The 26,981-nt window shown below is 68.9% G+C and carries 17 protein-coding genes, 1 tRNA gene and 1 pseudogene; 7 read left to right on the top strand and 12 right to left on the bottom strand.

Going from position 1 to position 26,981, the window contains the following annotated elements; translation table 11 throughout:
• Positions 1-10: 10 nt before the first annotated feature.
• The 5 genes from phoU (MMF94_RS35830) to dusB form a co-directional block, all read right to left on the bottom strand.
• Positions 11-670 (bottom strand): phosphate signaling complex protein PhoU, encoded by a 660-nt coding sequence (gene phoU / locus MMF94_RS35830; RefSeq protein WP_241041904.1) that lies wholly within the window; start codon positions 668-670, stop codon positions 11-13.
• Positions 671-729: 59 nt separating this feature from the next.
• A complete protein-coding gene (phoU, locus tag MMF94_RS35835; RefSeq protein WP_241041905.1) occupies positions 730-1,386 on the bottom strand; it encodes a phosphate signaling complex protein PhoU in 657 nt (218 codons plus the stop codon).
• Positions 1,387-1,460: 74 nt separating this feature from the next.
• Positions 1,461-3,959, bottom strand: coding sequence for an LCP family protein (locus MMF94_RS35840; RefSeq protein WP_241041906.1), 2,499 nt, complete (start codon positions 3,957-3,959; stop codon positions 1,461-1,463).
• Positions 3,960-4,547: 588 nt separating this feature from the next.
• Positions 4,548-5,354, bottom strand: coding sequence for a GGDEF domain-containing protein (locus MMF94_RS35845; RefSeq protein ID WP_379660546.1), 807 nt, complete (start codon positions 5,352-5,354; stop codon positions 4,548-4,550).
• Between the two features lie 130 nt (positions 5,355-5,484).
• A complete protein-coding gene (gene dusB, locus MMF94_RS35850; protein ID WP_277398895.1) occupies positions 5,485-6,633 on the bottom strand; it encodes a tRNA dihydrouridine synthase DusB in 1,149 nt (382 codons plus the stop codon).
• Between the two features lie 215 nt (positions 6,634-6,848).
• On the opposite strand from dusB, the gene MMF94_RS35855 reads away from it, so the two are divergent.
• Positions 6,849-6,921, top strand: a tRNA-Lys gene (locus MMF94_RS35855).
• Between the two features lie 142 nt (positions 6,922-7,063).
• Here MMF94_RS35855 and MMF94_RS35860 read toward each other — a convergent pair.
• The 4 genes and pseudogenes from MMF94_RS35860 to MMF94_RS35875 all read right to left on the bottom strand — a co-directional run.
• A pseudogene (locus MMF94_RS35860) lies at positions 7,064-7,254 on the bottom strand (transposase); the annotation flags it as partial.
• 288 nt (positions 7,255-7,542) lie between these two features.
• Positions 7,543-8,922, bottom strand: coding sequence for an aspartate aminotransferase family protein (locus MMF94_RS35865; RefSeq protein WP_241041907.1), 1,380 nt, complete (start codon positions 8,920-8,922; stop codon positions 7,543-7,545).
• A 1,034-nt stretch (positions 8,923-9,956) separates the two neighbouring features.
• Positions 9,957-11,039, bottom strand: coding sequence for a hypothetical protein (locus MMF94_RS35870; protein WP_241041908.1), 1,083 nt, complete (start codon positions 11,037-11,039; stop codon positions 9,957-9,959).
• A 58-nt stretch (positions 11,040-11,097) separates the two neighbouring features.
• Positions 11,098-13,287, bottom strand: coding sequence for an Hsp70 family protein (locus MMF94_RS35875; RefSeq protein ID WP_241041909.1), 2,190 nt, complete (start codon positions 13,285-13,287; stop codon positions 11,098-11,100).
• Between the two features lie 426 nt (positions 13,288-13,713).
• On the opposite strand from MMF94_RS35875, the gene MMF94_RS35880 reads away from it, so the two are divergent.
• Both MMF94_RS35880 and MMF94_RS35885 read left to right on the top strand, forming a co-directional pair.
• Entirely contained in the window at positions 13,714-17,919 is a 4,206-nt protein-coding gene (locus MMF94_RS35880; protein ID WP_241041910.1) for a Pls/PosA family non-ribosomal peptide synthetase, read from the top strand.
• Positions 17,920-19,043: 1,124 nt separating this feature from the next.
• A complete protein-coding gene (locus tag MMF94_RS35885; RefSeq protein ID WP_241041911.1) occupies positions 19,044-19,889 on the top strand; it encodes an enoyl-CoA hydratase/isomerase family protein in 846 nt (281 codons plus the stop codon).
• A 696-nt stretch (positions 19,890-20,585) separates the two neighbouring features.
• Here the strand turns inward: MMF94_RS35885 and MMF94_RS35890 are convergent.
• Complete coding sequence (locus tag MMF94_RS35890) at positions 20,586-21,527, bottom strand: helix-turn-helix domain-containing protein (RefSeq protein WP_241041912.1); 942 nt, start codon at positions 21,525-21,527, stop codon at positions 20,586-20,588.
• Positions 21,528-22,103: 576 nt separating this feature from the next.
• On the opposite strand from MMF94_RS35890, the gene MMF94_RS35895 reads away from it, so the two are divergent.
• Complete coding sequence (locus MMF94_RS35895) at positions 22,104-22,367, top strand: hypothetical protein (RefSeq protein ID WP_241041913.1); 264 nt, start codon at positions 22,104-22,106, stop codon at positions 22,365-22,367.
• Between the two features lie 398 nt (positions 22,368-22,765).
• Here MMF94_RS35895 and MMF94_RS35900 read toward each other — a convergent pair whose 3' ends face one another.
• Positions 22,766-23,134 carry a helix-turn-helix domain-containing protein gene (locus tag MMF94_RS35900; protein WP_241041914.1) on the bottom strand — a complete coding sequence of 123 codons (369 nt, stop codon included), beginning with the start codon at positions 23,132-23,134 and terminating at the stop codon, positions 22,766-22,768.
• Positions 23,135-23,355: 221 nt separating this feature from the next.
• Here MMF94_RS35900 and MMF94_RS35905 point away from each other — a divergent pair, with 221 nt between their 5' ends.
• The 3 genes from MMF94_RS35905 to MMF94_RS35915 are packed head-to-tail and all read left to right on the top strand — an operon-like array spanning position 23,356 to position 25,516.
• Positions 23,356-23,571 carry a hypothetical protein gene (locus MMF94_RS35905; protein WP_241041915.1) on the top strand — a complete coding sequence of 72 codons (216 nt, stop codon included), beginning with the start codon at positions 23,356-23,358 and terminating at the stop codon, positions 23,569-23,571.
• Between the two features lie 44 nt (positions 23,572-23,615).
• Entirely contained in the window at positions 23,616-24,206 is a 591-nt protein-coding gene (locus tag MMF94_RS35910) for an RNA polymerase sigma factor (protein WP_241041916.1), read from the top strand.
• Positions 24,203-25,516, top strand: a complete 1,314-nt coding sequence (locus MMF94_RS35915; protein ID WP_241041917.1) for a hypothetical protein — start codon at positions 24,203-24,205, stop codon at positions 25,514-25,516. Before MMF94_RS35910 ends, MMF94_RS35915 begins: the two co-directional genes overlap by 4 nt.
• A gap of 196 nt (positions 25,517-25,712) precedes the next feature.
• Here MMF94_RS35915 and MMF94_RS35920 read toward each other — a convergent pair whose 3' ends face one another.
• The gene (locus MMF94_RS35920; RefSeq protein WP_241041918.1) at positions 25,713-26,750 is read right to left on the bottom strand and encodes a hypothetical protein; all 1,038 of its coding nucleotides are present in this window, start codon (positions 26,748-26,750) and stop codon (positions 25,713-25,715) included.
• Positions 26,751-26,981 lie beyond the last annotated feature (231 nt).

The following is a 26,981-nucleotide window of genomic DNA, read 5'->3' on the forward strand; positions in this document are numbered from 1 at the left end:
CCGGACGCGCTCAGATCGGGATCGCGTCCGGTTCCTCGCCGGTCACGGCATAGACGGTGTGGTTGGCCACCACCACAGCGTGGTCGGCGAAGCGTTCGTAGTAGCGCGCGAGCAGCGTGATGTCGACGGCTGCGGGCACACCGTGCGGCCAGGACGGATCCATGAGCACCGTGAACATGTGCCGGTGCAGCTTGTCCATCGCGTCGTCGTCGGCGTCGAGCTCCACAGCCAGGATCACGTTGCGCGACCGAGCCACCTGTGCCGCCTTGAGAGCGAGCTGCACCGCGAGCGCACCCATCTGCGTGAAGTCCTCGCGGACCTCGGGCGGCAGTACGGGGCGTGGGTGGCGCATGCTGACCACCTGGGCGACGTGCAGCGCGAGGTCACCCATCCGCTCGACGTCACCGGCTGCGCGGATCGCCGACACCACGGCGCGCAGGTCGCCGGCGACCGGCGAGTGGAACAGCAGCGCGTCCGTGGCGACATCCTCGATCTGGGCCCGCATCGCGTCGATCCGGGCGTCGCCCGCAATCACCTGTTCAGCGAGGCGCACGCGACCGTCGAGCATCGCCGTGGTGGCCCGGTTCAACGCTCCGGCTGCAGCTGTGCACATCTCTCCGAGCAGGTCAGCGAGCTCATGCAGCTGCTGAGGGAGCGGCACGGGCGGCATGAGCGAAGGGTAGGGCCTATCGGGCGGATCGGACGTGAACGAGTGATGAAGGGCGCCTGTCAGACCGCGAGGGGGCCGGGCATCCGGCCCGTGACCACGTACACGATCCGGCGTGCGACGGCCACTGCGTGGTCGGCGTACCGCTCGTAGAAGCGGGCCAGGAGCGTGATGTCGACGGCCGGACCGACGCCGTGGCTCCAGTGGCGGTCCATGAGCACCGTGAAGATGTGGCGGTGCAGGTCGTCCATCGCGTCGTCGTCGGTCTCGAGTTCCGCGGCGGCGCCCAGATCACGGGTGCGGATCACGTCGCCTGCCTTCAGTGCCAGCGCAACCCCGACGCGCCCCATCTCCGCGAAGTACGGTGCGACCTCTGCCGGAAGCACCGGGAGCGGATGGCGGCGGCGTGCGGCCTGGGCCACGTGCAGCGCTAGGTCGCCCATGCGTTCGATGTCGCCCGCTCCGTGGATGGCCGAGACCACGATCCGCAGATCGGTGGCCACGGGCGCTTGTAGAGCGAGCAGCGCGAACGCCCTCTCCTCAGCGGCTGCCCGCATCTCGTCGACCCGGATGTCGTCGGAGATGACCTCCTCGGCGAGCTGGAGATCGCACTCGAGCAGGGAACGGGTGGCCTTGCTCATCGCGTCCGCCACCTGGTTGCACATGTCGGCCAGAGCGTCAGCCAACTCGTCCAGCTGCTCCTGGTAAGCGTCACGCATATAGGCAGGGTAGAGCTGAGTCGGACATTCGGCGCGGTGGGCAGATGAATCAATGGTGAACACAGCTCGCACTGTCACGAACAAGTTGCGGTTTCTGCGGTGACGGGCGGGCCGTCTGCCTGCAGAGCAATGGGTTCGGCCGGAGCGCGGACCACGTCGTCGAACGATCGGCCCAGCACGAGTTGCAACACGCCGGTGGTGCCCGGGTCGGGCACCGGCGTCGCCGATGGGACGGTGCTCGCGAGCAACGCGGCTGCGGCGGCCTGGTCGGGGGAGAACCGGATGACTGTCTGCGGCGTCGGCTGATCGGCGTTGCCGACCTCACCCACCCCGAAGCCGAGCGACCCCAACGTCTCGCCGACCTTGCCCGCGAGCCCGGCCTTGTCCGACGCGTTCAGCACGTCGACCTCGAGGTCGCCCGGCGCCGGCCCGCCGGGGACTCCGTGTGGGTCACCTTCCTGCTCGGGCAGGGGTGAGTCCTCACGGACGGCGGTGAACAGCTTCGCGGCATCGGTGTCGCGGAGCACGGGACGGTCCGGGTTGTTCGGGTCGGTGGTCGTGGGCACGGCCGCGAACGCGACCCCCTCGGCGTCCAGCTTCTGCAGGGACGCCGACAGCGCCAGCACCTCATCGAGCCCGGCGCCGTCGGTGACGACGGCGTTGCCGAGTGCGGGGCGCAGGGCGGAGAGCCGCGAGATGTCGAGCAGGCCCGTTCCGGAGACGGCCTTCTCCAGCACGGAGGCGAGCAACTGCTGCTGGCGCTCGATCCGTCCGTAGTCCGACGGGGGGTCACCCTGCACATCGGCGGCACGCGCGAAGTCGGCGGCGCGCACACCCGAGAGCGTCGTGGAGCCCGTGTTCGGCACGACCGGACCGAGCGTGCCGTCGACCACCGGCCTCGTGACGCAGACGTTCGCCCCGCCCACTGCGTCGGCCATCGTGCCGAGGGCGGCCAGGTCGACGCCGACGTACTTCGTGATCGCAAGGCCGGTCAACTGCTGCACGACCCGGGTGACGCAGCGGGGCCCACCGACGTCCAGAGCCGAGAGCAGCTGCGTTCTGGCTTCGGCACGCACGGTCTCGTCGAGGTAGGACGCCGACCCGCCGTCCCATCGCTCGCACGGCGGGCGGTTGATCTCCAGGTCGTTCGGCACCGACAACACGACCATGGGGCCGCCGCCGGCAGGGATGTGGGCGACCGTGACGGTGTCGGCGCCTGCCGGGGCTGCTTCGGGCGCCCCGGGAGCGGCAGGGGCCGCGGTGTCGCCGTCCGACGCGACGATCAGCACGTTCTCGTCACCCTGCTGAGAAGCGGCGTCGACAACCGAGCTCGACTCGGGATCGAGGGCAGCGGCGTTGCGGATCGAGGTCTCGAGCCAGCCCTTCGCGCCCCAGCCCGCGGTGGTTGCCGCGAACACGAGCAGGGCAGCCGCTGCACCGAGCACCCTGCCCGCCGTGATGCGCACACGGCGCCTCGGCGCGGTCGTCTCGGCGGCCGCGGAGCCCTCGCGGGCCGGGAGGTTGAGACCGGCGTGGGCGGCGGTGAGTCGCGTCAGCGTCTCGTCGATGTGTGTCGCACGGTTCGCGGCGGCGGACTCCCGCTCCGAGCGCCGCGTCAGCTCGGCCTGCTCGCTGCGGTCGGGTGCCTGACTCGAGCCGGAGGCGCGGACGCGAGTGGTCGCCTCCGCCGGTGGTTGAGCCTGGCTGCGGCCGGAGTCGGAGACGGACGCGTCGCCGGTGGGCTTGGCGGCGCGGACGCGAGTGGTGGCCTCGGGCGCCGGGGGCTGCGGGACGCGAGGCACCGGATGGGAGATGGGCCCGGCAGGGTCAGCGGCGGGGCGCGGCGGGGTGGCGCGGACGCGGGTGGTGGCCTCGGGCGCGGCTGCCGGAGGTGGGGGGCGGTGTGGCCCGGGGTTGGAGACGGGGGCGCCCGCATCGGCGGTCGGACGGGTGGCGCGGACGCGGGTGGTGGCCTCGGGAGCGGCTGCCGGGGGCTGTGGGACGCGAGGCACCGGGTGGGAGATGGGCCCGGCAGGGTCAGCGGGCGGACGGGTGGCGCGGACGCGCGTGGTCGCTTCGGGCGGGGCCGCCGGGGGCTGGGCGTGGCGACGTCCGGAGGGGGCGACCGGGGCGTCCGGTTCAGGGACGGAGCGCGAGCCCGTGGCGGGTGCGCGAGTGGCCTCCGGTGGGGCTGCTGGGGGCCGGGCGCGGCGGCGTCCGGATTCGGGGATGGGCGTGTCGGCACCGGAGCGTGGGGCGGCCGCCCGGACGCGGGTGGTGGCCTCGGGGGTAGCAGCCGGGGGCTGGGCACGCCTGCCGCCGGAGTCGGCGATGGGGCCGGGTGTGTCGGGGGCTGCCCGCCTGCGGGTGCTCGCGTCGGGTGCGGGGGGTTGGGCGTAGCGGCGGCCGGAGTCGGAGACGGGGCCGGCTGCGTCGAAGGCGCTCTGGACGCCTGGCCGATCGGGCGCGCTCCGGCGGCGCCTCGGGGCGTCGCCTGCCGGGGCGTCGGGACGCACCGGCTCGCGAGCGGCTCGTGGCGGTGCCGGGGCAGGCGGTGCCGGGGGCGGCGGCATGCTCCGACCCGCGTCGATGGCTGAGTGGCGTCCTGAGTCGGACGTGCGGCCACCGTGCCGTGGCGCCGCTTGCTCGGGGTCCAGCGCGCGGCGGCCGGAGTCGGGTCGAGTGGCCGGGGGCGAGGCGTATCCGGCGCCGCCGGCCTCGGCCGCCTTCCTGCGAGCCGCTCGGCCTCCCGATGAACGGGAACCGCTGGTGGGCGGAGGAGCGGGTTGGGCTGCAGCCGCCTCGCGTTCCTCCTCGGCGCGCCTGCGGGCGGCTCGGCTCCCTGGCGCGACCGGGGCAGCCGGGGGAGCGTCCTCCTCGGGAGCGGAGCCGAGCAGTCCGTATCGCGAAAGGACGTCGTCGGGCGTCTCCGGCTCCGGGGCTCGGCGACGTCCTCCCGACGGGGTCTCGGGGGCGCGCCTGCGGCCGCCGGATGTGGGGGAGCGCCGAGCACGGTCCGGACCGTCCTCCACGCCACCTCCCGCCACGAACAAAGGGCGGGCACGGGTGGTCACCCGGTCCCGCCCCCCTTGATGTCAGCGGAGCGAGCTTACGTAGAAGGACCGGTTCGATCACAAGCGGGTGTCGGCGAGCGTGCCCCTCTAGCGCAGTGAGCGGCGTCCGGCCGCCTGACCTGCGAGACACACGGTTCCGTTCCTTTCGTCCCGATATGCGACGGCGTTGCGGCCGGCGTGCTTGGCGCCGTACAGCAGAGCGTCCGCCATGCCGACGAGCCGCTCGAACCCGCTGACCGGACCCGAGGTGTGGGCGACGCCGATACTGACCGTCACGCGGAGATCCCGGTGCAGCTCGTGCCAGGGGTGGCGGTCGATGCGGTGGCGTGCGGCCTCGCAGATCCGCACGACGTCCACCAGGTCGCGACCGGGGAACACGAGAGCGAACTCCTCGCCGCCGTAGCGAGCGCAGAACGCGCCATCGGGCAGGCCCGCGTCGAGCTCCGTGACGAGCCGCTGGAGCACGCGATCACCGAACGGGTGGCCGTACGTGTCGTTGACCTGCTTGAAGTGGTCGACGTCCACGAGAGCGACGCAGATGCCGGCCGTCCTGGTCTGGTCCTCGAGCAGCGCGACGAGGCGTTCGTCGAGGTAGCGGCGGTTGTAGCTGGCGGTGAGGGCATCCCGGCGGCTCTGCTCGCGGGCCTCGGCGTGCTCACGGCGGAGCCGGTCGAGCTCGTCGGGGAGGCGCTGGCCGTGCATGAGTCGGATGGCGGTGCGCAGGTGCTCGTAGGCCTGCTCCCAGCGTCCGGCGTCGGCGAGTTCTTCCGCGATCGCGGTGTGCCGGGCCGCTGTGGAGGCCGTGGTGGTGACGGGCTCCGCCCGAGCCGGCGCCTCCTGGGGCGGCACCTCGCCACGCGTCCCCGAGTGCGCAGCTGTACGTACCGTTACCACCGCTCACCTCCTGTTGCTGGTGGTGTCGACGGGACGCCTGGTGCTCTTGAGGTGGCCGCACCCGTTCGCGGGGTGATCCACCCGACCGGGCCGTTAGCTGTCCGTGATCATGTCACTACCCGTCGGCACGTCAGCCGCCGGAGTGCTCCAGCTCCGCCCCGAGCGGGACCGATGGATCCTCGGGGTCATCCAGCCAGTGTTCGGGCAGCACCACGCGTCCCGGCGAGCCCTGGCGTCCGCGCGGCCCATCGGCGTCGGCCGGGAACTCCTGGTGCGGGTCGAGCTGTCCGAGCAGCTCGTCGAGCTCGTCCAGGCTGGCGACCAGGCCGAGCCTGCGGCGCAGCTCGGAGCCGACCGGGAAGCCCTTGAGGTACCACGCGATGTGCTTGCGCATGTCACGGATGCCCTTGTCGACGCCCATGTGCTGCTGCAGGAGCACGGCGTGGCGGCGCATGGTGGCGGCCACCTGCCCGAGCGCCGGGGGAGCGGGCAGCGGGCGTCCGGCGAAGGCCGCTTCGAGGTCGCCGAACAGCCACGGGCGGCCCAGGCACCCGCGTCCGACGACCACGCCGTCGCACCCCGTGGCCGCCACCATCGCGATGGCGTCGGCGGCGCAGAAGATGTCGCCGTTGCCGAGCACGGGCAGCTCGGCGGGCAGCGACTCACGGAGCCGGGCGATTGCGGACCAGTCGGCCGTGCCGGAGTAGCGCTGCGCGGCGGTGCGGGCGTGCAACGCAACGGCAGCCACGCCGGCGTCGGCCGCGAGCCGTCCCGCGTCGAGGTAGGTGCGGTGCTCGTCGTTGATGCCGATGCGCATCTTGACCGTCACCGGGATCCGGCCGGCGTTGTCGACGGCGGCGCGCACGATCGCCTCGAACAGCCGGCGCTTGTACGGCAGCGCCGCGCCACCACCGCGGCGGGTGACCTTGGGTACCGGGCACCCGAAGTTCAGGTCCACGTGATCGGCGAGGTCGCGCTCGGCGACGATCCGGACGGCGGCCCCGACCGTCGCGGGATCCACCCCGTAGATCTGCATGGACCGCGGCTGCTCGTCCGGATCCATCGCGATCATGCGGAAGGTCAGCGGGTTGTTCTCCACCAGCCCGCGCGACGTGATCATCTCGCAGACGTAGAAGCCCGCGCCCTGCTCACGGCACAAGCGCCGAAAGCCCGCGTTCGTGATGCCGGCCATCGGCGCCAGCACCACGGGGGTGTCGGACGCGTACGGGCCGATGCGCAGCGGCTTCGGGCGCGTGGACGCGACAGTGGGGGCACTCACGCTGTCCGATTGTCCTCGCCGTCGGAACCACACGGTGAAGCAGGCGGCGGGGAGGCCGGCGAGAATGGGACGTGTGGCGCGGATGGGACGAGACTGGCGCTTGACGTGCAGTGACGACGATCTCCCCGGGCGTACCACGACCGAGTGAGTGCACGGGTCGAGATGCGGGGGTCGTAGTCTGGTGCGGCTGTCGTGCCCTGCGGGAGCGGCGGCAGGGGCCTCTAGCTCAATCGGCAGAGCAGCGGACTTTTAATCCGCGGGTTCAGGGTTCGATCCCCTGGGGGCCCACGTTTGTCCTGCGAGAACGTTGGGACGCACTGGAAGATCTACTGATCTGGCCACTCTGGCTGCCGGAATCTCGCACCACGAGTGATCCCATGCGGGGTGCGATTGAGTTCGAGGTCGGTCCACGAGGTCTGACGCTTGCGACCGTCTCGTCGACGACCAACACCGCCTCGGCGTCGCCGAGGTGGCTGCTGACGTGATCACGCAGATCATCACGGGCTCCGTCGGTGTCCCACACCGCCCGGTGAGCAGGTGTTGCATGTCGTGTGGATCGGTGTCGCCGGCGTGCTCGGCGATCGTCCAACAGTTCTTGCGCGGCAGGTCAGCGAGCAGCCCCGCGCCACTGTCGAGGTACACGATCACGAAATCGGCGCTCAACCGGTGCACATCCGCGCTCCCTCGACGACGTTGTCCGTCCCGGTGGCCGAGGCGAGGTCGGGCGTGACGTCGTAGGAGAGCGCGACCCGGGCGCTCCGCCCATAGGCTGCTCTCGTAGCCCGAAACCGTCGGCCCCCGGCCGCCCCCTGCGCCGGTCCGTTTCCGGTGCAGGAGGCGATGAGGGCGAGTACAGCCACGAGAGCAGCAACGCCCAGCGAGACCTGGGCGTGCGACCCTCGGGTGGCCTCATGCGGCGAGCGTCTCCTTACCGATGGAGGCGTCCTTGATCACACGGGTCAGGATGGCGAGAGCGATGTCCATGACCTCGGCGGTGACGTTGAGCGGCGGCAGCATGCGCACCACGCAGTCGTCGCGGCCGCCGAGTTCGAGGATGAGCCCGGCCCGCAGCGCCCGCTCCTGCACTTCTTCCGCCAGCCGGCCGGCGGTGCGGCCGTCGCCCGGTGCGACGAGCTCGACCCCCCACATCAGGCCGAGTCCCCGGACCTCGCGGACTGCGGGGTTGGCGCTCAGCGGTTCGAGGGCGCGGGCGACCTGCTCGCCTCGTGCCCGCACGTTGTCGAGCAGGTAGTCCCGGCGGACCAACTCGATGGCCTTGGCGCCTGCGGCGAAGGCGAGCTGGTTGCCGCGGAAGGTTCCGGTGTGCGCTCCCGGGGCCCAGACGTCGAGGTCCTGGTTGTAGATGATGACGGCGATGGGCAGGCCCATGCCGCTGAGTGCCTTCGAGGCCACGATGATGTCCGGCTCGATGTCGTACTGCTCGAAGGCGAACCAGGTTCCGGTGCGGCCGCCGCCGGTCTGCACCTCGTCGATGATCAGCGGGATGCCCAGGTCCCGGGTCAGTTTCCGCACCCGCTGCGCGAATAGCAGGGTGGCGGGGTTGACGCCGCCCTCGCCCTGCACCAGCTCCATGATCACCGCAGCCGGCAGCGGGATGCCGCCGTTGGGGTCGGTCAGCGCCTCCTCCAGCAGCGCAGCGCAGGTCGCGTCCCAGGTGGTCGGGTCGATGCCGTCGGGGACGCCGCCGGTGGGGTAGGGGAAGAAGTGCACGCCGGGCACGCCGTTGGCGATGGGGGTCTTGGTGGAGAGGCTGCCGGTCACGGCCATGCCGGCGTGGGTCGTGCCGTGGAACCCGCCCCGGAACGCGATGATGTCGCCGCGACCGGTAGCGGTCTTGGCCAGCTTGATCGCCGCGTCCACGGCATTGGCTCCGGTCGGGCCACAGAAGTGAATCTTCATGTGGTCCCGCATCGGTTCGGGCAGCATGGATAGCTGGGCCTCGGTGAAGGCGTCCTTGGCCGGCGAGGGCATATCGAGGCCATGGGTGAAAACGGACATCTGCCGCGTCGCGGCCTCCACAAGCTCGGGGTGGTTGTGTCCGAATGAGAGCACGCCGGCGCCGGCGAGGAAGTCGATGAACACATTGCCGTCGAGGTCACGGATGTAGCTGCCCTGGGCCTCGGCGACGGCGAACGGGAAGTGCCGTGGGTAGACGCGGGCGGCCGACTCGTAGCGTTCCTGGCGGGCGAGCAGTTCGGCGGAGCGCGGGCCCGGCAGCGACGTCGTCACTTGCGGCTGCCCAGAGGCTGACCAAGCTGTGGTGGACATGTGATCTCCCTTCAGTCAAATGAACAAGACCCTGGTGAACCAGGGACTGGGACCGGGCAGACTGCGGCTGGCATCGGCGCGGGAGCCGCCCCGCCCGGTACCGGGGTGGTCACGGGCTTCGGGCACCACGTAGAAGCCGCCCGGAGCCACGGAGAAGCTGCCAGCGTCAGCACTGGGGCCGGCGGCTAAGACGGGTCCCCACCTCTGCGAGTCGAGCTGCCGCTATGAGACAAAAACGCTCTTCGTGGCCACCCGGCTCGCAAATTTCATCGGTTCATCTTCTCCTTCTGCACGTAATCGGTTCATTCGCTTTCCACGTGACTGGTCAGGTACTCCGCTGTGATGGTCGCAGGCACGGAGAGCCGGGCCCGCAAGTAGAGAGGAGCCTCGACGTTGCCCGGATACATGGCCCGGGCCCAAGTTTCGCCGCGTTACAAATCACCCCGTTCGGGTGTATTAGAGGCGATTGACTGAATTGATGGAACCCGGCTTCACCGGAAAGAGCAGGCAGGGCCTACGCGACTTCTGGAACCTGTGGCACGACGCCTTCTCCGACAGCGCGTGACGACCAAGCCGGTGGTGGCCGAGGGCCCACGATCGCCCAGGCGTCGACGTTCCAGGGCACCCACACCGGCTCGCTGACGACCCGCGGCGGTACCCGGGTTGCGACCCGGCGCCAGGCGAGCGCCGCGTTCGTGATGATGCGCGGAGCGTGCCGTCCCGACGGGCCTTGTACCTCGACCAAGTCGACCTGCTCGGGATCGTACGGGGCGCGGCGGGCGGCAGCCGACCCGCTGATCCGCACCCGGCCTTGCAGGCGCAAGACCGCCACAGACCCGCAACGACGTGACCGGGCGGCAGCGGCAAGGCCTGCCGCTATTCCTGGACCATCCCGCTGCCGCCGACATGGCCAATCAGTGAACACGACATGTCGGGCCATTGTGCCCGTAGTGCAGTGCACCCCAGCCAAGCAGATGTGCGATCTCTCTGACGTCGACAGGCGGCGCCCAGCCAATGGTCAGTACCACATCGAGCTACCGCTGGATTTTTTCACCAGTGGGGGAAATGGCGAACCAGGTGCCATCGACGCCCTGGCCGTTCGCGTCGCCCGGGTTGTGGTCGCCGCTGTAGTAGTACATCGGCCAGCCGCCCAGGGTGACCTGGCGAGTGCCATCCTCTCGATTGAGGATGCCGACCCGGGCGGTGGCCACGCCGTCGACGAAGATCCGGCCGCCCTGCTGAACCAGCACCGGCTCCCACGTCTGCACGCAGGCTCCAGTGCAGTTCGACTTCGGCGGCTTGGCCGTGTCCTTGTCGAACCGGTACATGGTACGGCCCACCGCGTTGTGCACGATCGGGTTCAGTCCACCGGCCGAACCTGCGGCCAGCTGCACCCATTTCATTGCGGCCGGGCTGTTGCTCGGGCCCTGGTAGAAGTCTCCGGTGTTGGGTGCGGCGTTGTTCTGTTGTGCGGTGCCGGGCGTGTAGGTCAGCCCCGACTGCTGGTCGGTATCGGTCTGCGAGAGAACGGCCTTGGAGCCGTCGGGCGCGATGGCGAACCAGGTGCCGTCGACGCCCTGGCCGTTGATATCACCGGCCTTGGAATCGCCACTGAAAAGGTACATCGGCCAGCCGTTCAGCGTCGCCTGATCGGTGCCGTCGGTGCGCTTCACCGACCCGATCAACGTATCGTCCACCCCTTCGACGAACACCTTGGCGCTGCCCTCGACCAGCAGCGGGAGCCACTTCTGTGCGCAGTCTCCGTCGCAGTTCGACTTCGGCGGGTTTGCGGTGTCCTTGTCGAACCGGTAGACGGTCCGCCCAGTAGCGTTGACCACCGCCGGGTTGAGCGGGCCCGCTGTGGCCGCGGTGAGCTGTATCCACGCCCTCGCCGGCGGATCGGTGCGCGATCCAGTATAAAAGTCGCCGGTGTCAGTCGACGCATTGTTCTGTTGCGCGGTTCCGCTGATCAGCTGCAATTGCACAGCCGAGGTGGCCCCAGCCGCTTGCGGCTGCGCCGGGGCGCCGGCCACGTCCGACCCGTTCCGGGCGAAGAAGAAGACCCCGGCGACGACGACGAGCAGGACGATAATTGTGACCCCGCGTTTCAGACTCACCTCAGGGCGCCTTTCGAAATCGAAGCCATAATGATGAACACCAAGTAGGTTTTTCGGATCAGTCGGTCAGATCAAGTGACGTCAGTGTGCTGCTCGTCAGATTGGTCACATATGCCCGCGATCCGTCGGGCAGCACACTGATACTGGTCGGCGTCTGCGCGGTGGGCACCGTCGCGGTGACCTTGCCGGTTGCGGGATCGATGGTGGAGACGGTGTTGTCTCCGTCGTTCACCACGTAAAGAAATCGGCCGTCCGCCGCCCAGGCGAGCGCCTGTGGATGTTGACCAACCGGGATTGTGGTGGTCACGGTGTCCGTGCCGGCGTCGAGCAGGGTGACCGAGTTGCCGTTGAAGTTGGCGACAGCCAGCAGCGGCTGCCGCGGGTTCACCGCGACGGCATTCGGGGCGGCCCCGACCGGGACCTGGCCGGTGATCTTGCCGGAGGCAGGGTCCAGGACGCTGATCAGGTTGGCGCCGCGATTGACGACGTACGCCTTACGCCCGTCGACGGACAGCTCTACCCAGCTCGGGTCCGGCTGGACCGGGGTCTGTCCGGTCACCTGCAACGAAACGGTATCGATCGTCCACACACTCTCCGGGTTGTGCACCGGCACGATCAGCCTCCGGGAGTCCGCGGTGACTGCCAGCCGGTATGGCTGACCAGCCACCGGAATCTGCCCGAGCACCTGGTTCGTGCTGGTGTCCAGCACCGCGATCTCAGAGCCAGAGCCGGAGACGTCGAAGATGCTGACGTAAAGCCGGGTGCCATCCGGAGAGAAGGTCAGGAACTGGGGTGGGCCATCGGGAATCGGCACTGTGGCCAGGTTCGTGTTGGTCGTGGTGTCCAGCACGTTGAGTTCCTTGGCGTCGCCGTTGGCCACGTAGAGCAGTCGCCCATTGGGGGAGACAGCGGCGAACCCCGGGGTGTCACCGGCTGGGAGTGGGCTGCCGGCCGTCGGGATCGGCACGCTGGCCAGCGGCGGAGTTTTCGAGATCGGGGCCGTCGCAGCGGCCGCCTGGACATCGGAACCCGCCCCGGAGCCCACGATGCGCGGGACGGCGAACACCGCGCCGCCAATTGCTGCCAGCACCACCGCCGCCGCCACGGCGGCGGGCCAGCGCCTTGGCCGGGTCGACCCGCCGGTTCTGCCCCGTTCCGGCGAGTCGGCTTTCTTGCCGCCCTTCGCGGCAGTGTCGGTGCTGCGCTGGGTGAGCGCCTGCTCACCCCTCTGGGCCCTGGCCACGACGGCCGCGCCCAGCGCCACCGCGTACTTCGGATGCGTGTCCACCACGGTCGGCCGGCCCAGCGCCTCGGACACCATCCGCGCCACCAGCGGGATCCGCGACGATCCGCCGACGAGCAACACTCCGCTCAGATCTGCTGGCGTGACCTGAGCCGATGCCAGCGCCCGGGTCAGCGCCGTGATGCTCGACTCGATCGGGACCTTGATCATGTCCTCGAACTCGGCGCGGGTCAGTCGGACCTCGAACTGCCGGCCGGGCAGGAATACCGGGATGACGGTCTCGGTGTCCCGGGAAAGCGTCTCCTTGGCCAGCACGCAGTCCTGCCGCAGCCGGTCCAGCGCCACGGCCGCCTGGGGGTCCCGTCGGTCCAGCGCGTCCAGCGCCCCGCCCCCGACGACGTTGACGTGGGAGAGGATCGCCTCGTCGAAGTCGATGCCGCCGAGCCGCTCGATCCCCTCCGGCATGCCGAGGATCTCCACCCCGGCCGGGCCGCTGCGCAGCACGGTCGCGTCGAACGTCCCGCCGCCGAGGTCGTACACGGCCACCAACTCACCGTCGGCGAGCCGTCGGGATGACGCGTAGTGGGCGGCCGCCCCCTCCGGCTCCGTGATCAACCCGACGTCGGTCAGCCCGATCATCCCGGGCACCTCTTCGAGAAGACCTCGGCGAAACGGGCCCCAGTTCGCAGGGTGGGTCAGCACTACGCGGCCCGGCGGCTCACCCTCGGTCTCGGTCACCTTACGGATCACGTCACCCAGAACCGCACCGATCAGTTCACTGACCGTGTATTCGGTGCCGGCTAACATTACCGGAGTCGGGTCACCGAGCCGCCGCTTGAATTCCCGCACGACCCGTTCCGGGTTGCTGACCGCGCGCCTGTTCGCGGCATCTCCGGAAATCAGTTGCCCGTCGTCAGCCCGGTAAACGACGGACGGTGTCACCACCGACCTGTCGCCCAGGGTGAACATCTCCGCCTGGTTCGGCCGCGCCACTGCCGCGGCCACGAATGTGGTGCCTAGATCGACGCCAAGATCGTACGTCACGCCATCCGTCCCCTGAGCCCCCCGCGGAGATCACTCGCCGACCCCCCACCTGCACGATCAACCGCCGCACGCACAGTCTTCCCGTCTTGACCGGGACAAAAGGCGTAAGAAGTTGTTGCGAAGCTTAGCAGCATGCATAACCGCAAGATCGCGGGAGTGCAACACGCACGATGAGCAGCAAAGCATTGTTTCCATGTGTGAAACACTCAATTCGGACAAGATCGACAAACCGTGCAGGCTCGCATCAAGAGATGTCGTTGAGCTGCCCCAATTCCTTCTTGGGGGACTTCTGGACTACGCTCACCACCCGCTTCCCACGCATACGTCATAAAGATGCCTGACGTTTGACGTACCGATATAGAGTTGTGACCTCCGTGGAGATGGATCGTGACCGACACCGGGCGCACCGAAACGCCATCCATCGACCAGCTCGTCCTGGTCGCGAAGGACGCTCCGCATGGCTGGCGCAACAGCCGGGGCGAACGTCTGGACCTGCTGTTCGAGGAACGCTGCGACTACATGAGCAGCTATGGCGGCGCGGACCGGCTCGCGGTGGACACCGGAGACGTCCAACTGACCTATGACGAGCTGGACCGCCAGGCCAACCAGCTCGCCCGCTACCTGCGAGCCCGCGGGGTGAGCCCCGGAGACCGGGTCGCGCTGCTGTTCGACCAACCGGTCAGCTCGTACATCGGCATGCTGGCGGTGCTCAAGGTGAACGCCGCGTACGTGCCGCTGGACGTAGGCTTCCCCAGCGACCGGATGGCATACATCGTCTCCGACGCGCACGTCAGCCTGGTGCTGTCGCTGTCCGGGGTGGCCGAGCGCGTCCCGGACGTGCTGAAGCTGGGCGCTCCGGTGGTGTACGTCGACCAGATCGCGCAGTTGCTGGCCGAGCAGGACTCCCGCCGGCTGCTGGACGTCGAGCGCGGCGCCACCACCGCTGACCTCGCCTACATCATCTACACCTCCGGGTCCACCGGCCGCCCCAAGGGCGTGGCGATCGACCATCCCAGCATCTGCAACTTCGTGCGTGTGGCCGGCGAGGTCTACGGAGTGCGTCCGAGCGACCGGATGTACCAGGGCCTGACCATCGCGTTCGACTTCTCCGTCGAGGAAATCTGGGTGTCCTGGGCGTCCGGCGCCACGCTGGTGCCGAAACCAGCCGGAGTGAACCTGCTCGGCGCCGACCTGCACGATTTCCTCACCCGCAACCGGGTCACCGCGATGTGCGTGGTGCCCACGCTGCTGGCGACCATCGAGGACGAGCTGCCGCTGCTGCGCTTCCTGCTGGTCTCCGGGGAGGCATGCCCGCAGGACCTGATCACCCGCTGGTGGACACCGCAACGGCGGTTCCTCAATGTGTACGGCCCCACCGAGGCGACCGTGACTGCGACATGGACGGAACTGCACCCCGGGAAGCCGGTGACCATCGGCGTGCCGCTGCCCACCTACGTCACCGTGATCCTCGACGTGGACAACCCGTACCACGCGCTGCCGCACGGCGAGACCGGTGAGATCGGCATCGCCGGCATCGGCCTCGCACTGGGCTACCTGAACAACCCGGAAAAAACTGAGAAGGCGTTCATCAACGACTTCCTCGACATCCCGGCCAACCCGTCCAAGCGCATCTACCGCACCGGTGACCTCGGCCGGGTCAACGCCGACGGCGAGATCGAGTACCTGGGCCGCATCGACCTGCAGGTCAAGATCCGCGGTTACCGCATCGAGCTGACCGAGATCGAGTCGGTACTGCTCGAGGTGCCCGGCGTGGCCGGTGCGGTGGTCAACACGTACGAGCCGACGCCGGGCAACGTGGAGCTGGTCGGCTACTACAAGCTGCGCGCCGACACCTCATCGATCGACCAGAACGAGATCTTCGCGCTTCTGCGCGAGCGGCTACCCAAGTACATGGTGCCGGCCTACCTCGAGCAGATCGACGAGATCCCGATGACCACCAGCGACAAGGCCGACCGCAAGGCGCTGCCGCCGCCCGGGCAGCGAGCCAGCCGGATGCCCGCCCGCGAAGTGGTTGTGGCCAGCAACGAGACCGAGCGGCTACTCACCGAGACGCTGGCGTCGGTGCTCGGCCAGGACACCATCTCGGTGGACGCCGACCTGTTCGACGAGATCGGTGCCAGCTCGCTCGCGCTGACCCAGTTCTCCACCGCGCTGCGCAAGAAGCACGGACTGCCCCGGATCACCATCAAGGAGATGTACGAGGCGCGCACCCTCCGTGATCTGGCCACGCTGCTCGGGGCCGGCCAGCCAGGGGCGGGCGACTCCGGCACTGACGAGCGGGGGCCGGCGGCCCCACCGGCACCGGTGGTCACCGGGAGCAGCGTGCGCTTCGCGCTGACCGGAGTGGCCCAGCTGGTCCTCTACCTGGCCATGGCGCTGCTGGTCGGCTGGGTGCCGGAGCTCGGCTACGAATGGGTGTCGGGTACACCGGACCTGTTGGTCGGCTTCGGCCGTGCGATCGCCTTCTCCGCGGCCTCGTTCGTCGGGTTCGCCGCGCTGCCGATCCTCGTCAAGAACCTACTGATAGACCGGTGGAAAGCCACCGAGATTCCGCTGTGGAGCCTCGGCTATCTGCGGTTCTGGCTGGTCAAGACACTCATCCAGGTCAATCCCGTCGTACTGTTGCCCGGCCCGGTCTACCAGTTCTACCTCCGGCTGCTAGGTGTCAAGATCGGCAAGAATGTGCTGATCCTGTCCCGGTCGGTGCCGGTGGCCACCGACCTGATCACCATCGGGGACGGCACGGTGATCGAGAAGGACTGCATGTTCTCCGGATACCACGCCGAAGCCGGCGTGCTGCGGTTCGGCCCGGTCACCCTGGGCCGAGACGTGTTCGTCGGTGAGAAGACCGTGCTGGACATCAACACCGCGCTGGGTGATGGCGCGCAGCTCGGGCATTCCTCCGCGCTGCTCCCTGGCCAGTCGGTGCCGGCCGGAGCGAGCTGGCACGGGTCACCGGCGGAACCCTGCACGACGAACTACCGCACCGTCTCGTCGCTGCCGGCCAGCTCGGCGCGTAAGGCCGGATACGTCCTCGTGCAGCTGCTCGGCGGGGTGCTGCTGGCCTCGGCGCTGCTCACCGGGCTGGTCGCGCTGCTGACGCGGGTGCCGGTGCTGGCCGCGATCCAGACGAGCGGCAGCACGCTGCTGCAGAACCCGAGCTTCTACCTGATCACGCTGGCGGTCGGCGTCGTACTGTTCCTGATCGCGCTGGCCGCCGGTCTGATGGTCATGTTCACCGTGCCACCGCTGCTCAACCGCCTGATCACGCCGGAGCGCGACTATCCGCTCTACGGGGCCCACTACATGGTCCAGCAGTTGATCACGAGGCTGACCAACTCACGGTTCGCGATGTTGATGCTCGGCGACAGCTCGTTCATCATCGGCTACCTTCGCGACCTGGGGTACGACCTGGACCGGGTGGTGCAGACGGGCTCCAACTTCGGCACCCAGCTGGTCCACGACTCGCCGTTCCTCAGCCGGGTGGGTAGCGGGACGATCATCTCCGACGGGTTGTCGTTGATGAACGCCCAGTACTCGAACACCTCGTTCCGGATGCGCGAGGTGCGTATCGCGGAGAACAACTTCTTCGGCAACGACATCGCGTTCCCGGCCGACGCGAAGGTGGGTAACAACGTTCTCCTGGCCACCAAGGTGATGGTGCCGGTGGACGGCCCGGTACGGGAGAACACCGGGCTGCTCGGCTCGCCGCCGTTCGAGATCCCACGTTCGGTGTCCTCCGAGTCCATGGCAGCTCCCGAGTACGCGTTCCTGTCGGACCCGGCACAGGTGGCTAGGCGGCTGGCCGCGAAGAACCGGCACAACGCCGGCACCATCGCCACCGTGGTGCTGCTGCGCGCGCTGGGCTTCGCGTTCGCGCTGGTATTCGGAGTGGTCGGGCTGACCCTGCTCGACGCCGACACAGGGTTCGGGATTGACGGTGCGCTGGTCGTGGTCGCGGTCGTGGTGGTGAACACGGTGTACTCGGCGTTGTTGGAACGCGGGGCGCTCGGCTTCCGCCGGCTTCGGCCCCGGTTCTGCTCGATTTACGACCATTACTTCTGGACTCACGAGCGGCTCTGGAAGGTCTACATCCGTCCGATCTTCGCCGGGACTCCCTTCCAGGGGATGATCTGGCGGCTCGCGGGTGTCCGGATGGGACGGCGGGTGTTCGACGACGGCTGCGCGATGCCGGAGAAGTCACTGGTCACGGTCGGGGACGACGCCGTCCTGAACGCCGGGAGCGTGATCCAGTGTCACTCCCTGGAGGACGGCTTCTTCAAGTCCGACTACACCGCGATCGGCGCGGGCGCGACCATCGGCGTCAAGGCGTTCGTGCATTACGGCGTGCAGATGGGCGACGGCGCGGTGCTCGGAGCGGACGCGTTCGTGCTCAAGGGTGAGGAGATCGAGGCCGGATCGCGCTGGCGCGGCAACCCGGCCGCGGAGGCCCGCACACCGGTACCCACCGCACCACCGACCACTCCCGCCGCCCAGTCACGCGTGCTGCTGCCGGCCTCGGCCAAGGCGAACACCGCCGCGCCGATTGCCGCCACCAGCAAAGGCCGCTAGCCGGCTCGAACTTGGACGCACCACTTTCGCGTAGGCGTCCGGGACCTGAAGAAAGCCAACGAGATTCTTTCAGGTCCCGGACTTCACGTTCCAGGTCTTTGATCTACTGCCGTTCGGCCGAGGTCGGTCCCGGCCCCGGCTGGGCATCGATCTGCGCCTGCACCGTCCATGGACGCAGCGACTCGACGCCCCGCCCGCCTTCGGCCCGATCGCCTCGCAGGCCGCTTACACCGACCGGTACTCGTCGAGATGGTCGAGCACCATCTTCACAGCTCGAGCACGCTGCTCGGGCGGGTAGCGCTTGGACATGATCCGCATCCCCTCGAGGAGGGAAGCAGCATCAAAGCCGCGGCGGTTCAGGTCCACGTAAGGTCAGTGGTGTAAGCACTACGGTCATCTTGTAAGCGTAGGTCGTCGGTTCGATTGGACTTCCGTCGAAGTCTCAGCGTGGTGCTGCTCGTGGTGCGAAGTTGAGTGATCCAGGGAGACCAGACGTGGCCCACGAGGTCCCGCGCGCAACTGTTGATGCAGGTAGTCGCCCCGTGAGGCGGCACGCCGCCACCTTTTAATCCGCGGGTTCAGGGTTCGATCCCCTGGGGGCCCACCAGCTGTGACCAGCGCCTTTGCTGGCCTGGCTCTAGCGGGAGCCGAGCGCGTGACACGGCTTCGAAGGGGGGCCGGTCGGCCCCTGAGCTTCGCGGGCCTCACTCAGCGTCAAGGGTCGTTGCGCGATCGCCTGCGGCGACGGCAGGCGGCCGCCCTTGACGTCGAGCCTCCACGGCCGTGACGGTCGCTCCTGGGGTGGCGGGGGACAGCACCCCGCCACCCCAGGGGGACGGGGCAGACAGCCCTGCTTCTTGTCGATGGCGCCGAGCACGGGTGCACCCGTGATGAATCAGAAACCGGACCGTGTCGCCATCACCGCCTTGTCCGCGTTGGGAAGCCTGTTTCGGGCACCACGGCGGGGACTACCTCGTGCAGCCGGACTGGGCCAACCACTGGCGCACCGCGGTGGAAACCCACGCGCAGAATCACGACGTACGCTCGCTTGCAAGTGAGGGCGGCAGACACCACCGGACCCCCGAGTAACGCCGATCCGGACGATCCCGGCGAGACGAGGAATCGTGAGCGACGAGAGCCTGATCACGACCGTGTTGGACCGCGGGGTGGCGACCGTGACGATCGACGCGCCGCCGATCAACGTCATGAGCCGTGAGCTTTTTCGCGAGCTTCGACGGTTTTGCACCTGGGTGTCGACGCAGAACGACGTCCGCGTGGTGGTGTTCCGAAGCGCCGACCCCGAGTTCTTCATAGCGCATTTCGACGTCGAGCTCCTGCTGGAGCTATCCGCGAGCGAGGAGCCCATCTCTGCGGGGACCGAGCTCAGCCTGTTCCAACAGATGTGCGAACGGCTGCGCACCATGCCGAAGGTGACAATTGCCGAGATCGGGGGACGGGTCGGGGGCGGGGGAAGCGAGTTCAGCGCTTCCTGCGACATGCGCTTCGGCGCTATCGGCCGCACGGTCGTCAATCAGATGGAGGTCGCACTCGGCATCCTCCCCGGCGGCTCGGGCACTCAGCGCCTCCCTCGGCTGATCGGGCGCGGCCGGGCGATGGAGATGATCCTCGGAGCCCGAGACCTCGACGCAGAGACGGCTGAGCGGTGGGGATATCTGAACGCGGCCGTCGAGCCGGACCAGCTCCGCGAGCACGTCGACATCCTGGCGCACAGCATCGCGAGCCATCCCGTCGACGCCCTCGTGCGGGCCAAGCGGTCGGTCCTCAACGCCGAAGAACTCCCGCTGCGCGAGGGGTTGATCGAGGAGGCCCGGCTGTTCGAGGAACTCCTGCAAACCGACGCCGCGCGAGCCGCCATGACCGCGTTCCTGCAGATGGGCGGCCAGACGCGGGACGGTGAGGTGCAACTCGGTTCGCTTCTCGACCGACTCCGGTCGGCCTTCGACCCGTGAGGCCCGCCGTCGACCACGTGACCGCACACGGTCCCGACGCACCGGGGTGATATCAGAAGGGAATCGAATGGCTTCACCTGAAGTCGGTCGGTTTGCGGGACCGCATGAGGATCGAGGGTGCGAGTACCGCCTCGAAGAGATGGAGCATTGGATGACGCAGATGCGAAGATCCGTCCGATAGGCATTCTGCGCGGGTGTCGAAGGGGATGTCGCACGCGCACTACCAGTTCCATTTCGCACTTTTTCGAGCGGGCGGCGCCGCTGTCCCGCAACGCCACCTCTGCATACTGTGGAAACCTGCGCGTGGTACGTGATGAGCGGCGTGCCCGATTCGGACCGGCAAGCCGCGTCGCACGTAAGTAGCACTGGGTCCGGGTGGGCGATCGTGACGCAACTGAAGTGCGGGCAATCCACACGATTGCCGGGATCCTGGACGGATTGCCCGATCAATCCCGCTATGCCGACCTTCGTGCAGTACCCCGGTGCCACTGCCGCGGCGAGCAGGGGCCGGGCCACGTGTGCAGCCCGGCCCCACCCCTCGGGCCGAGGATCAACGCCGAGGCGCTCGGTGATCGGTTCCCCGACTCGGTTCGCATCGGCCCGTCTTCTCGTCGGCCGTGCAAACAGTCGACCAACCCAGGACCCTTGGCCGGTATAACGATTCATCACCGGCACCATGCGTTTTCTGCAGCACGGTCACAGGAGCAGTCCGGGGCGAAGGTGCTCACGCCGCCAACTGGCCGGCGTCGTTCCGTACTGCCGTCGGAACGCCCGGTCGAACGTACTGAGGTCGCGGAACCCGACCGCAGCCGCGACTCTCGACACCCCACACAGGGCGTACCTCGGGTCGGACAGCATCATGTGCGCCGCGAGCAGCCGCTGTTCGCGGAGGTACGCACCGGGCGTGGTCCCGATCTGCTCGAACAAGGTGTACGCGCGACGGACCGACACATGGTGCCGCCGCGCCAGCTCGCCGACCTGCAAGTTCGGGTCGGCCAGGTGTTCGCGCACGTGCGTCAGCATCATATCGAGCAACACCGCCGCGGAGCCATCGCTGCCCGGTACCGAGGGGGTGACGTCCCTCAGCGCCATGGCGAGTAGTTCGATCGCGGCACGCCCGGCGTCCAGCCGCTGCCGCATGGTGAGCTCGTCGGCAATCTTGAACAGCCGACCGAGGTAACCGGACAACATTCGCATGGCCGGGGCTGTGGGGTCCATGCTGCGTGCACACGCCTCGGTGATCTCGGCGGTCCGGAGCGGGAGCAGCTCGCGGGAGAATCGCAAACTGATGCGCTGGGTATCGGTCGACGAGGCCCGCTCGTAGCTGCTACGCGCCTCGGTGAGTATTCCGGCACCGGCCGCAAGCTCGGCGAAGCGGTCGTGCTGACGGACGCGGACATGGCCGTCGATGTATATGCAGAACAGGAGCAGGTTGTCGGGCGACGCTTCCGTTGCCATTCGGCCGGTTCGGACCGCGGAAATACGCCCCATATGCGACCGAGAGAGTGTCTGGGTCTCGCCCAGCTCCTGAATGGCCGCCCGTCCGCGGAAGCCGGGTCCCGCCTTGACAGTTACCGGGAAGAAGATCTCACGGGCGCGGTCTTCCAACTCCTCACCGGAGTACTCGAGGATCTGCACGGCTCAAGGCTCCCTCCGGCCATCCGCCCAGGTAGAAGCTGCGAGCGCGCTTCGTCCCACCCGGAGGCTGTTGTCGTGACGAGCAGGGACTGGGTGCCGGTCAGCCTCGCCCGTCAAATCAAGGATGACGTCGAGCGCGTCCCTCACGCTCTTGGTCATCTACTTAAAGTGTCGGCAACCAGCCGGAACGGAGGTGCCGGCCTGTTCCCAGGCGTCATAGCACGGCGCGGGAGCTGGGCGGTGTGGCGTCCTTGGGTAGCCGGGACGCGAGCATAACCGGCCGTACCAGCACCAACGCTCACGAAGTCATACGAATCCGAACGAGTAGTCATCAACCGACCTTCCCTGTAGATGTAGCGTTCCTCAGTCTTGGAAGTTTATAGGGCATTGTTGTTCCCCGCTCTTGCTGCTGGAGCAGTCTCGTGGCTGGCGGGCGATCGGAACTGACCAGTCTGCGATGGCTGCCAGGAAACTGCAGCTGCTTCCATGTAGATCGGCCCGCCTTCATCTCCACCCGCCACTCTTGCCAGTGCAACTCGACCGGATCGCCGCGGCCGTCCACCAGGGACCGAACCGATGAGCGTCGTCGACGAAACCGCCGGGACGACGATCCCGCTCTTCGGCGACGCCATCCCCAGCGGCCGCATCGACGGCAGTGACATTGCCGAACAAAACACCGACCCCGGCTGGTTCGAAGGAACATTGAGTGCCATCGCGGAGATGGCACGCACCGGTGAGCGATTCCAGGCTGCCGACGTGAAAGAACGCTTCGGCCTCGAAGAGCCAGACCACCATGGCGCTGGGGCGCAGCCTTCGCCGCCGCACACCGCGAGGGACTGATCCGTAAGGTCGGTGCCGCGCCGAGCCGCAGGCGGACCGTCAACAAGAGCCTGACATCGGTCTGGGTCGGCGTGGATGACACGCTCCCGCCCACAAAGGCAGCCGCGTGACCCCACCGGCAACGACCTCCGCCGGGCCGAGACCCTGGGTTCGGGAACGGTCCAAAACCGAAACCGCGCGGGCGGGCGCGTTGCCGATCAGTCGTGTGACACACGGTCCAACCAGTCGGCAATCCCCGCGAGAGGACTTGGTGTCACCAACTCCAAGAATCGAGTTCGGTGATCGGCCCCCAACGCGGTTCGCATCTGCCTGACCCCTCGCGCAGACGGTCGACCAGCCCATTGCCCTCAGCGTGCACAGCGATTCCAGTTCGGAACCATGAACTTCCTGCAGCACGGTCACGGGATTGGTCCGGAGCGACGGTGCTCACGCCGCCAACTGGCTGGCGTCGTTCCGTACTGCCGCCGGAACGCCCGTTCGAAAGTGCTGAGGTCGAGGATCCCGACCGCAGCGGCGATGCTCGATATCGCGAGACGGTCGTATCTCGGGTCGGACAGCATCGCCTGTGCCGCGAGTAGCCGTTGCTCGTGCAGGTAGGCACCGGGGGTGGTCCCGATCCGTTTGAACAGGGTGTACGCGTGGCGGACCGATATGTGGTGCCGCCGCGCCAGCTCCTCGACCCGCAGTTCTGGGTCGGCCAGGTGTTCGCGGACGTGCGATCGCATCATGTCGAGCAACACGGCCGCGGAGCCGTCCCCGCCCGGCACCGAGGGGACGACGTCCCGCAGCGCCGGGCCGGGCCACAAACGAGCAGCCGCCCCAGCACCTCTGCTCTGTGTGGTGTCGAGCCATCCTCTTTAATCCGCGGGTTCAGGGTTCGATCCCCTGGGGGACCACCGCCTCTGACGTGGCATTTCAGCCGCGCCTACAGCTGCGTGTGCCTGGTCATGGGGTCAAACGTCGTGCGAACCCTCATGCGCTCCTGGTCGTGACGGCACAGCGCAGGCGTCAGAAGCGGCCACGGGGCAGCATCGAGGAGCTGCCGAGTGGATCTCTGCGGGTCTCCGTCTACACCGGCATCGACGCGGTCACGAAGCGGCGCCACTACCTGTCCGGGCTGCGCCGTCGCCCTTGGATGATCCGCGGCGGAAGTCTCGAGGTCCCGCCGGCGGCGGGGCGTGGGACGCGGGTGTCGTGTTCGTGACGAATCGGCCGGAACGCGATGATCGATGCCGGCCACTACGGGGCATGAGCACGCGAGAGGGAGTGGGGTGGGTGGGCACCGCACTCCCCGAGGACGATGAGTTGTGGGCCGCCGCGCAGGGCGGCGACCGTGACGCCTTCACCACGCTGTACCACCGGCACGTCGACGCGGTCTGGCGCCAGGCTCATCACCTCACCGGTTCGAGCGCGATGGCCGAGGACGTCCTCGCCGCCACGTTCCTCACGGCGTGGCGACGCCGGGCGGAGGTCCGGTTCACCGCGGACTCGGCCCTGCCGTGGCTGCTCGCGGTGGCCGGTAACGAGGCCCGCACCGAACGGCGGCGGTCGATGCGCCATCAACGCCTCTTCCGCCGTCTCGGGGCGGCGCCGGTGGTTCGCGACCACTCCGACTCCGTCGCGGCCTCCGTCGACGGCCACCGCAGCCTGCACCGCGTGCTCGCCGCCCTGGAGCGCCTTCCGGCGGCCCAGCGCGAGGTCGTCGAGCTGTGCATCGTCGCCGACCTCGCCCAGTCCGACGCCGCCCGCGCGCTCGGCATCCCCGAGGCGACGGTGCGCTCCCGTATCCACCGCGCCCGAGCCCGGCTCCGCGCACTGCTGCCCGAGGAGACCCGATGAACGAGCTCGAGCTGCCGCCCGCCCCGGCGTTGCCCGCCGACGTCCGGGAGCGGGTGCTGCACCGCGTGCTGCACCGGATGGACGCCGCCCCCGCTGCGGCCCCTCGCAGGCGCACCTCGTTCCTCGCCGCTGCCGCCGCGGTTGTGGTGGCGATCGCGGCGACGACGGTCACGGCCGTCACCGGATTCGGGGCGGACGACCCCGCCGGTCTCGACCGGCTCCCGCCCGCCACCGTGACCGACGGCGGTCCCGGCACTGCACCGGGCGAGGACCCCGGCGGGGACCCGTTCGCCGGCGTCGAGCTGCCGCCGCCGAGCGGTCAACCGGCCACGGACCTGGCGCTGGCCCGGTGTGCGGCCGCTGTTGTGCACAGCGGCCGGGCCGGTGAGTACCCGTCGACGCGCGAGTGGCGATCGACCCTGCACATGGGAGTCGGTGCGGTCGAGAGCGACCTCGAGATCAACGACTCGTTCGCCTGCCTCGTGTCGCCGGGATCGGTGGCGGTGTCGGGGTTGACCGGCACGCCTGCCGGCGAGGTCCAAGTCGTGCGGATGTCCGCGGGACAGCTGGTGGTGCTCAATCCCGACGGGCGCGAGTTCGCGATCGGGCTTCCCGGTAAGATGCTGATCAGCGAGGACCGGGTCACCTTCGTCGACATCTATTCCGGGGAGACTCCGGATCAGATGCGGCTCACCGACGCCGGCGGCTACGACGGACCCGTCCCGGAACCGGTACAGGCGCTCGTCGTCGCCGACCGGGACCTGCCGGAGCGGCCCGACACCCCGGAGGGGCGGTACCTGGACGAGTGCTTCGAGGGGCTCCCGACGCACGCGCACGTGAATGACCGCCTGTGGATCCCGGTGGGGTGGCACGACGTCGGAGGAGCCGCGCCGCCCGCGCTGGTAGCGCGGATCGGGGACCTCGCCGCCGGCTTCTGTATGACCGACGCCGTATACGGCGGCAGGGCCTTCGCCGAGGCACCGCTGCATCCGGACCACCGCAGCGGCCTGGCCAGTCCTGTCGTCTTCCACCGCGGCGAGGGCAGCGCGGTCCTGATGGCCGTCTCACCGGACGTGACCCGCGTCGAGATCGCCGCGGTGCCGGCGCTGCAGCATGAGCCGACGCCAGACAGCGCGGCTCCGCCGCAACAGGAGCCGGTCGCCGAGGCAGGCTGCACGATTCTCGACCGGCTCGCCATGTGCACGATCGACAGCCAACCGCGGGAGACGAGCCGGCAGGCGAGGGTTCAGGTGGTGGTCACCGCGTACACCGCAGACAGTCCGGCGGGCGTCGAGGTCTACCGGAACTGAGCGGATGCCGCACGGAACTGGAGTCGATGCTGAAGGTCCACTCACGTTTCCGACCGCGTCGTCTTTCACGATCACTTCGTCGAGGATGCGCTCCACCTGCCGTCGGATCGCGTTGATCACCGCCGGTGGTCACGCCACCTACGACCTCGGCCTGTGATCGGTGGCAACGGCTCGATCCGCGCCCAGGCCTCGTCGGTCAGATCGGAAGGGTGCCGATCATCGGCGAGCCGATCCGGACCGCGAGCGGGACCGAACCGCCGACCGGCGGGACGGGCGCGGCGTCGACAGCGAGCACGGTGCCGGCGACGACGCCGAGGAAGTCCGCCCGGGCCAGCCGGGCGTCCTCGATCTTGGCGGCGATCTCGGACCGGACGTCCGGGGCGAGGAAGGTGAGTCCGCGCGGGAACGTGTCGGCGAGCGTCTCGTCGCCATTGATGTCGAAGTTTGCGGTGACGATCCGGTCGCCGCGCAGCGACACCCGGAACTCGTCGTTGAACTCACGGTGGCAGACCGTCTGCGGTGGATAGAAACATTGGTAACCGGACTCCTGCAGGTCGCCGACCGCCTCGCTCATCCGGCCGCCGTAGTGTCCCGAGTCGGACGGCCAGCGATCGACCACCGCGTCGCGGCCGGCGACGATCAGCTCGTACGCGCTGGACATCGTGTAGTCGGCGTGATCATCACGCCAGGCGCGGGTGAAGGCACCTTCGATCGGCTGTCCACGCTCTGCCCGGTCGCGCCGTTCCCGCTGGTACTGCTGGATCTCGGTGCCGATCCGATCCACGGCGTCCGGCCACAAGGCGCCCAGGGCCGCCACGGCGAATCGGGTCACGCGGTCGGCGTCGAACTCCTCGGTCCGGTCCGGCTCGGCGTACACGGGAGGACTCGGTTTCGGGATCCAGGCCCAGGCGAGCCGGTCGTCGCGATCGAGCAGGAACTGCGCCACCCAAGGATCGTCGGCGTTGCGGTTTCGGCACCACACGGCCCGGCCGTCGGCGTTGCTCCGGATCTGGACGCAGAACGCGCCGGCCGCGACGAGCGCAGCGGTCAGCGTCGTCGCCGTACCGGGCGGGACCGGCCGGGCCTCGCTGTCCTCGCCGACCGGATCCTCCGGCCGGTACGTGCCCGGCGGCGGGAGATACGCGATCGGTTCTTGTGGGGTGCACGACGCGGTCATGATCAACGTCACCAGGATGAACATGGACGAGACGACCCGCCCCGCCGGTCCGCGCATCAAATCCTCGTTCTGTCGACGACGGGCGGTCGAGGATAGCCGCGGCCCGCGCGTCCTGGTCGGGGCGTCGAGCCCAACAGCTTCGCCCACCTACGACGGCGTCGCGGAGACCGCGATCCACGTTGGTCCGCGTACGGGCGTGGGTCACTCGTGGTGCGAAGCGCAGTCGTCCCAAGTGATCAGGCGCGGTTCGCGAGGTGCGGCGCGAAACTGTTGATGCAGGTAGTGGCC

Source organism: Pseudonocardia alaniniphila (assembly GCF_022524485.1).
In the GTDB taxonomy this organism is placed as follows: domain Bacteria; phylum Actinomycetota; class Actinomycetes; order Mycobacteriales; family Pseudonocardiaceae; genus Pseudonocardia; species Pseudonocardia alaniniphila.

What these genes read in the sequence shown, in the direction of transcription:
- MMF94_RS35920 (WP_241041918.1), bottom strand. Translation starts at nt 26,750, where the DNA reads ATGCGCGGACCGGCGGGGCGGGTCGTCTCGTCCATGTTCATCCTGGTG.
- MMF94_RS35915 (WP_241041917.1), top strand. Translation starts at nt 24,203, where the DNA reads ATGAACGAGCTCGAGCTGCCGCCCGCCCCGGCGTTGCCCGCCGACGTC.
- MMF94_RS35865 (WP_241041907.1), bottom strand. Translation starts at nt 8,922, where the DNA reads ATGTCCACCACAGCTTGGTCAGCCTCTGGGCAGCCGCAAGTGACGACG.
- MMF94_RS35840 (WP_241041906.1), bottom strand. Translation starts at nt 3,959, where the DNA reads ATGCCGCCGCCCCCGGCACCGCCTGCCCCGGCACCGCCACGAGCCGCT.
- phoU (WP_241041905.1), bottom strand. Translation starts at nt 1,386, where the DNA reads ATGCGTGACGCTTACCAGGAGCAGCTGGACGAGTTGGCTGACGCTCTG.
- phoU (WP_241041904.1), bottom strand. Translation starts at nt 670, where the DNA reads ATGCCGCCCGTGCCGCTCCCTCAGCAGCTGCATGAGCTCGCTGACCTG.
- MMF94_RS35910 (WP_241041916.1), top strand. Translation starts at nt 23,616, where the DNA reads ATGAGCACGCGAGAGGGAGTGGGGTGGGTGGGCACCGCACTCCCCGAG.
- MMF94_RS35895 (WP_241041913.1), top strand. Translation starts at nt 22,104, where the DNA reads ATGAGCGTCGTCGACGAAACCGCCGGGACGACGATCCCGCTCTTCGGC.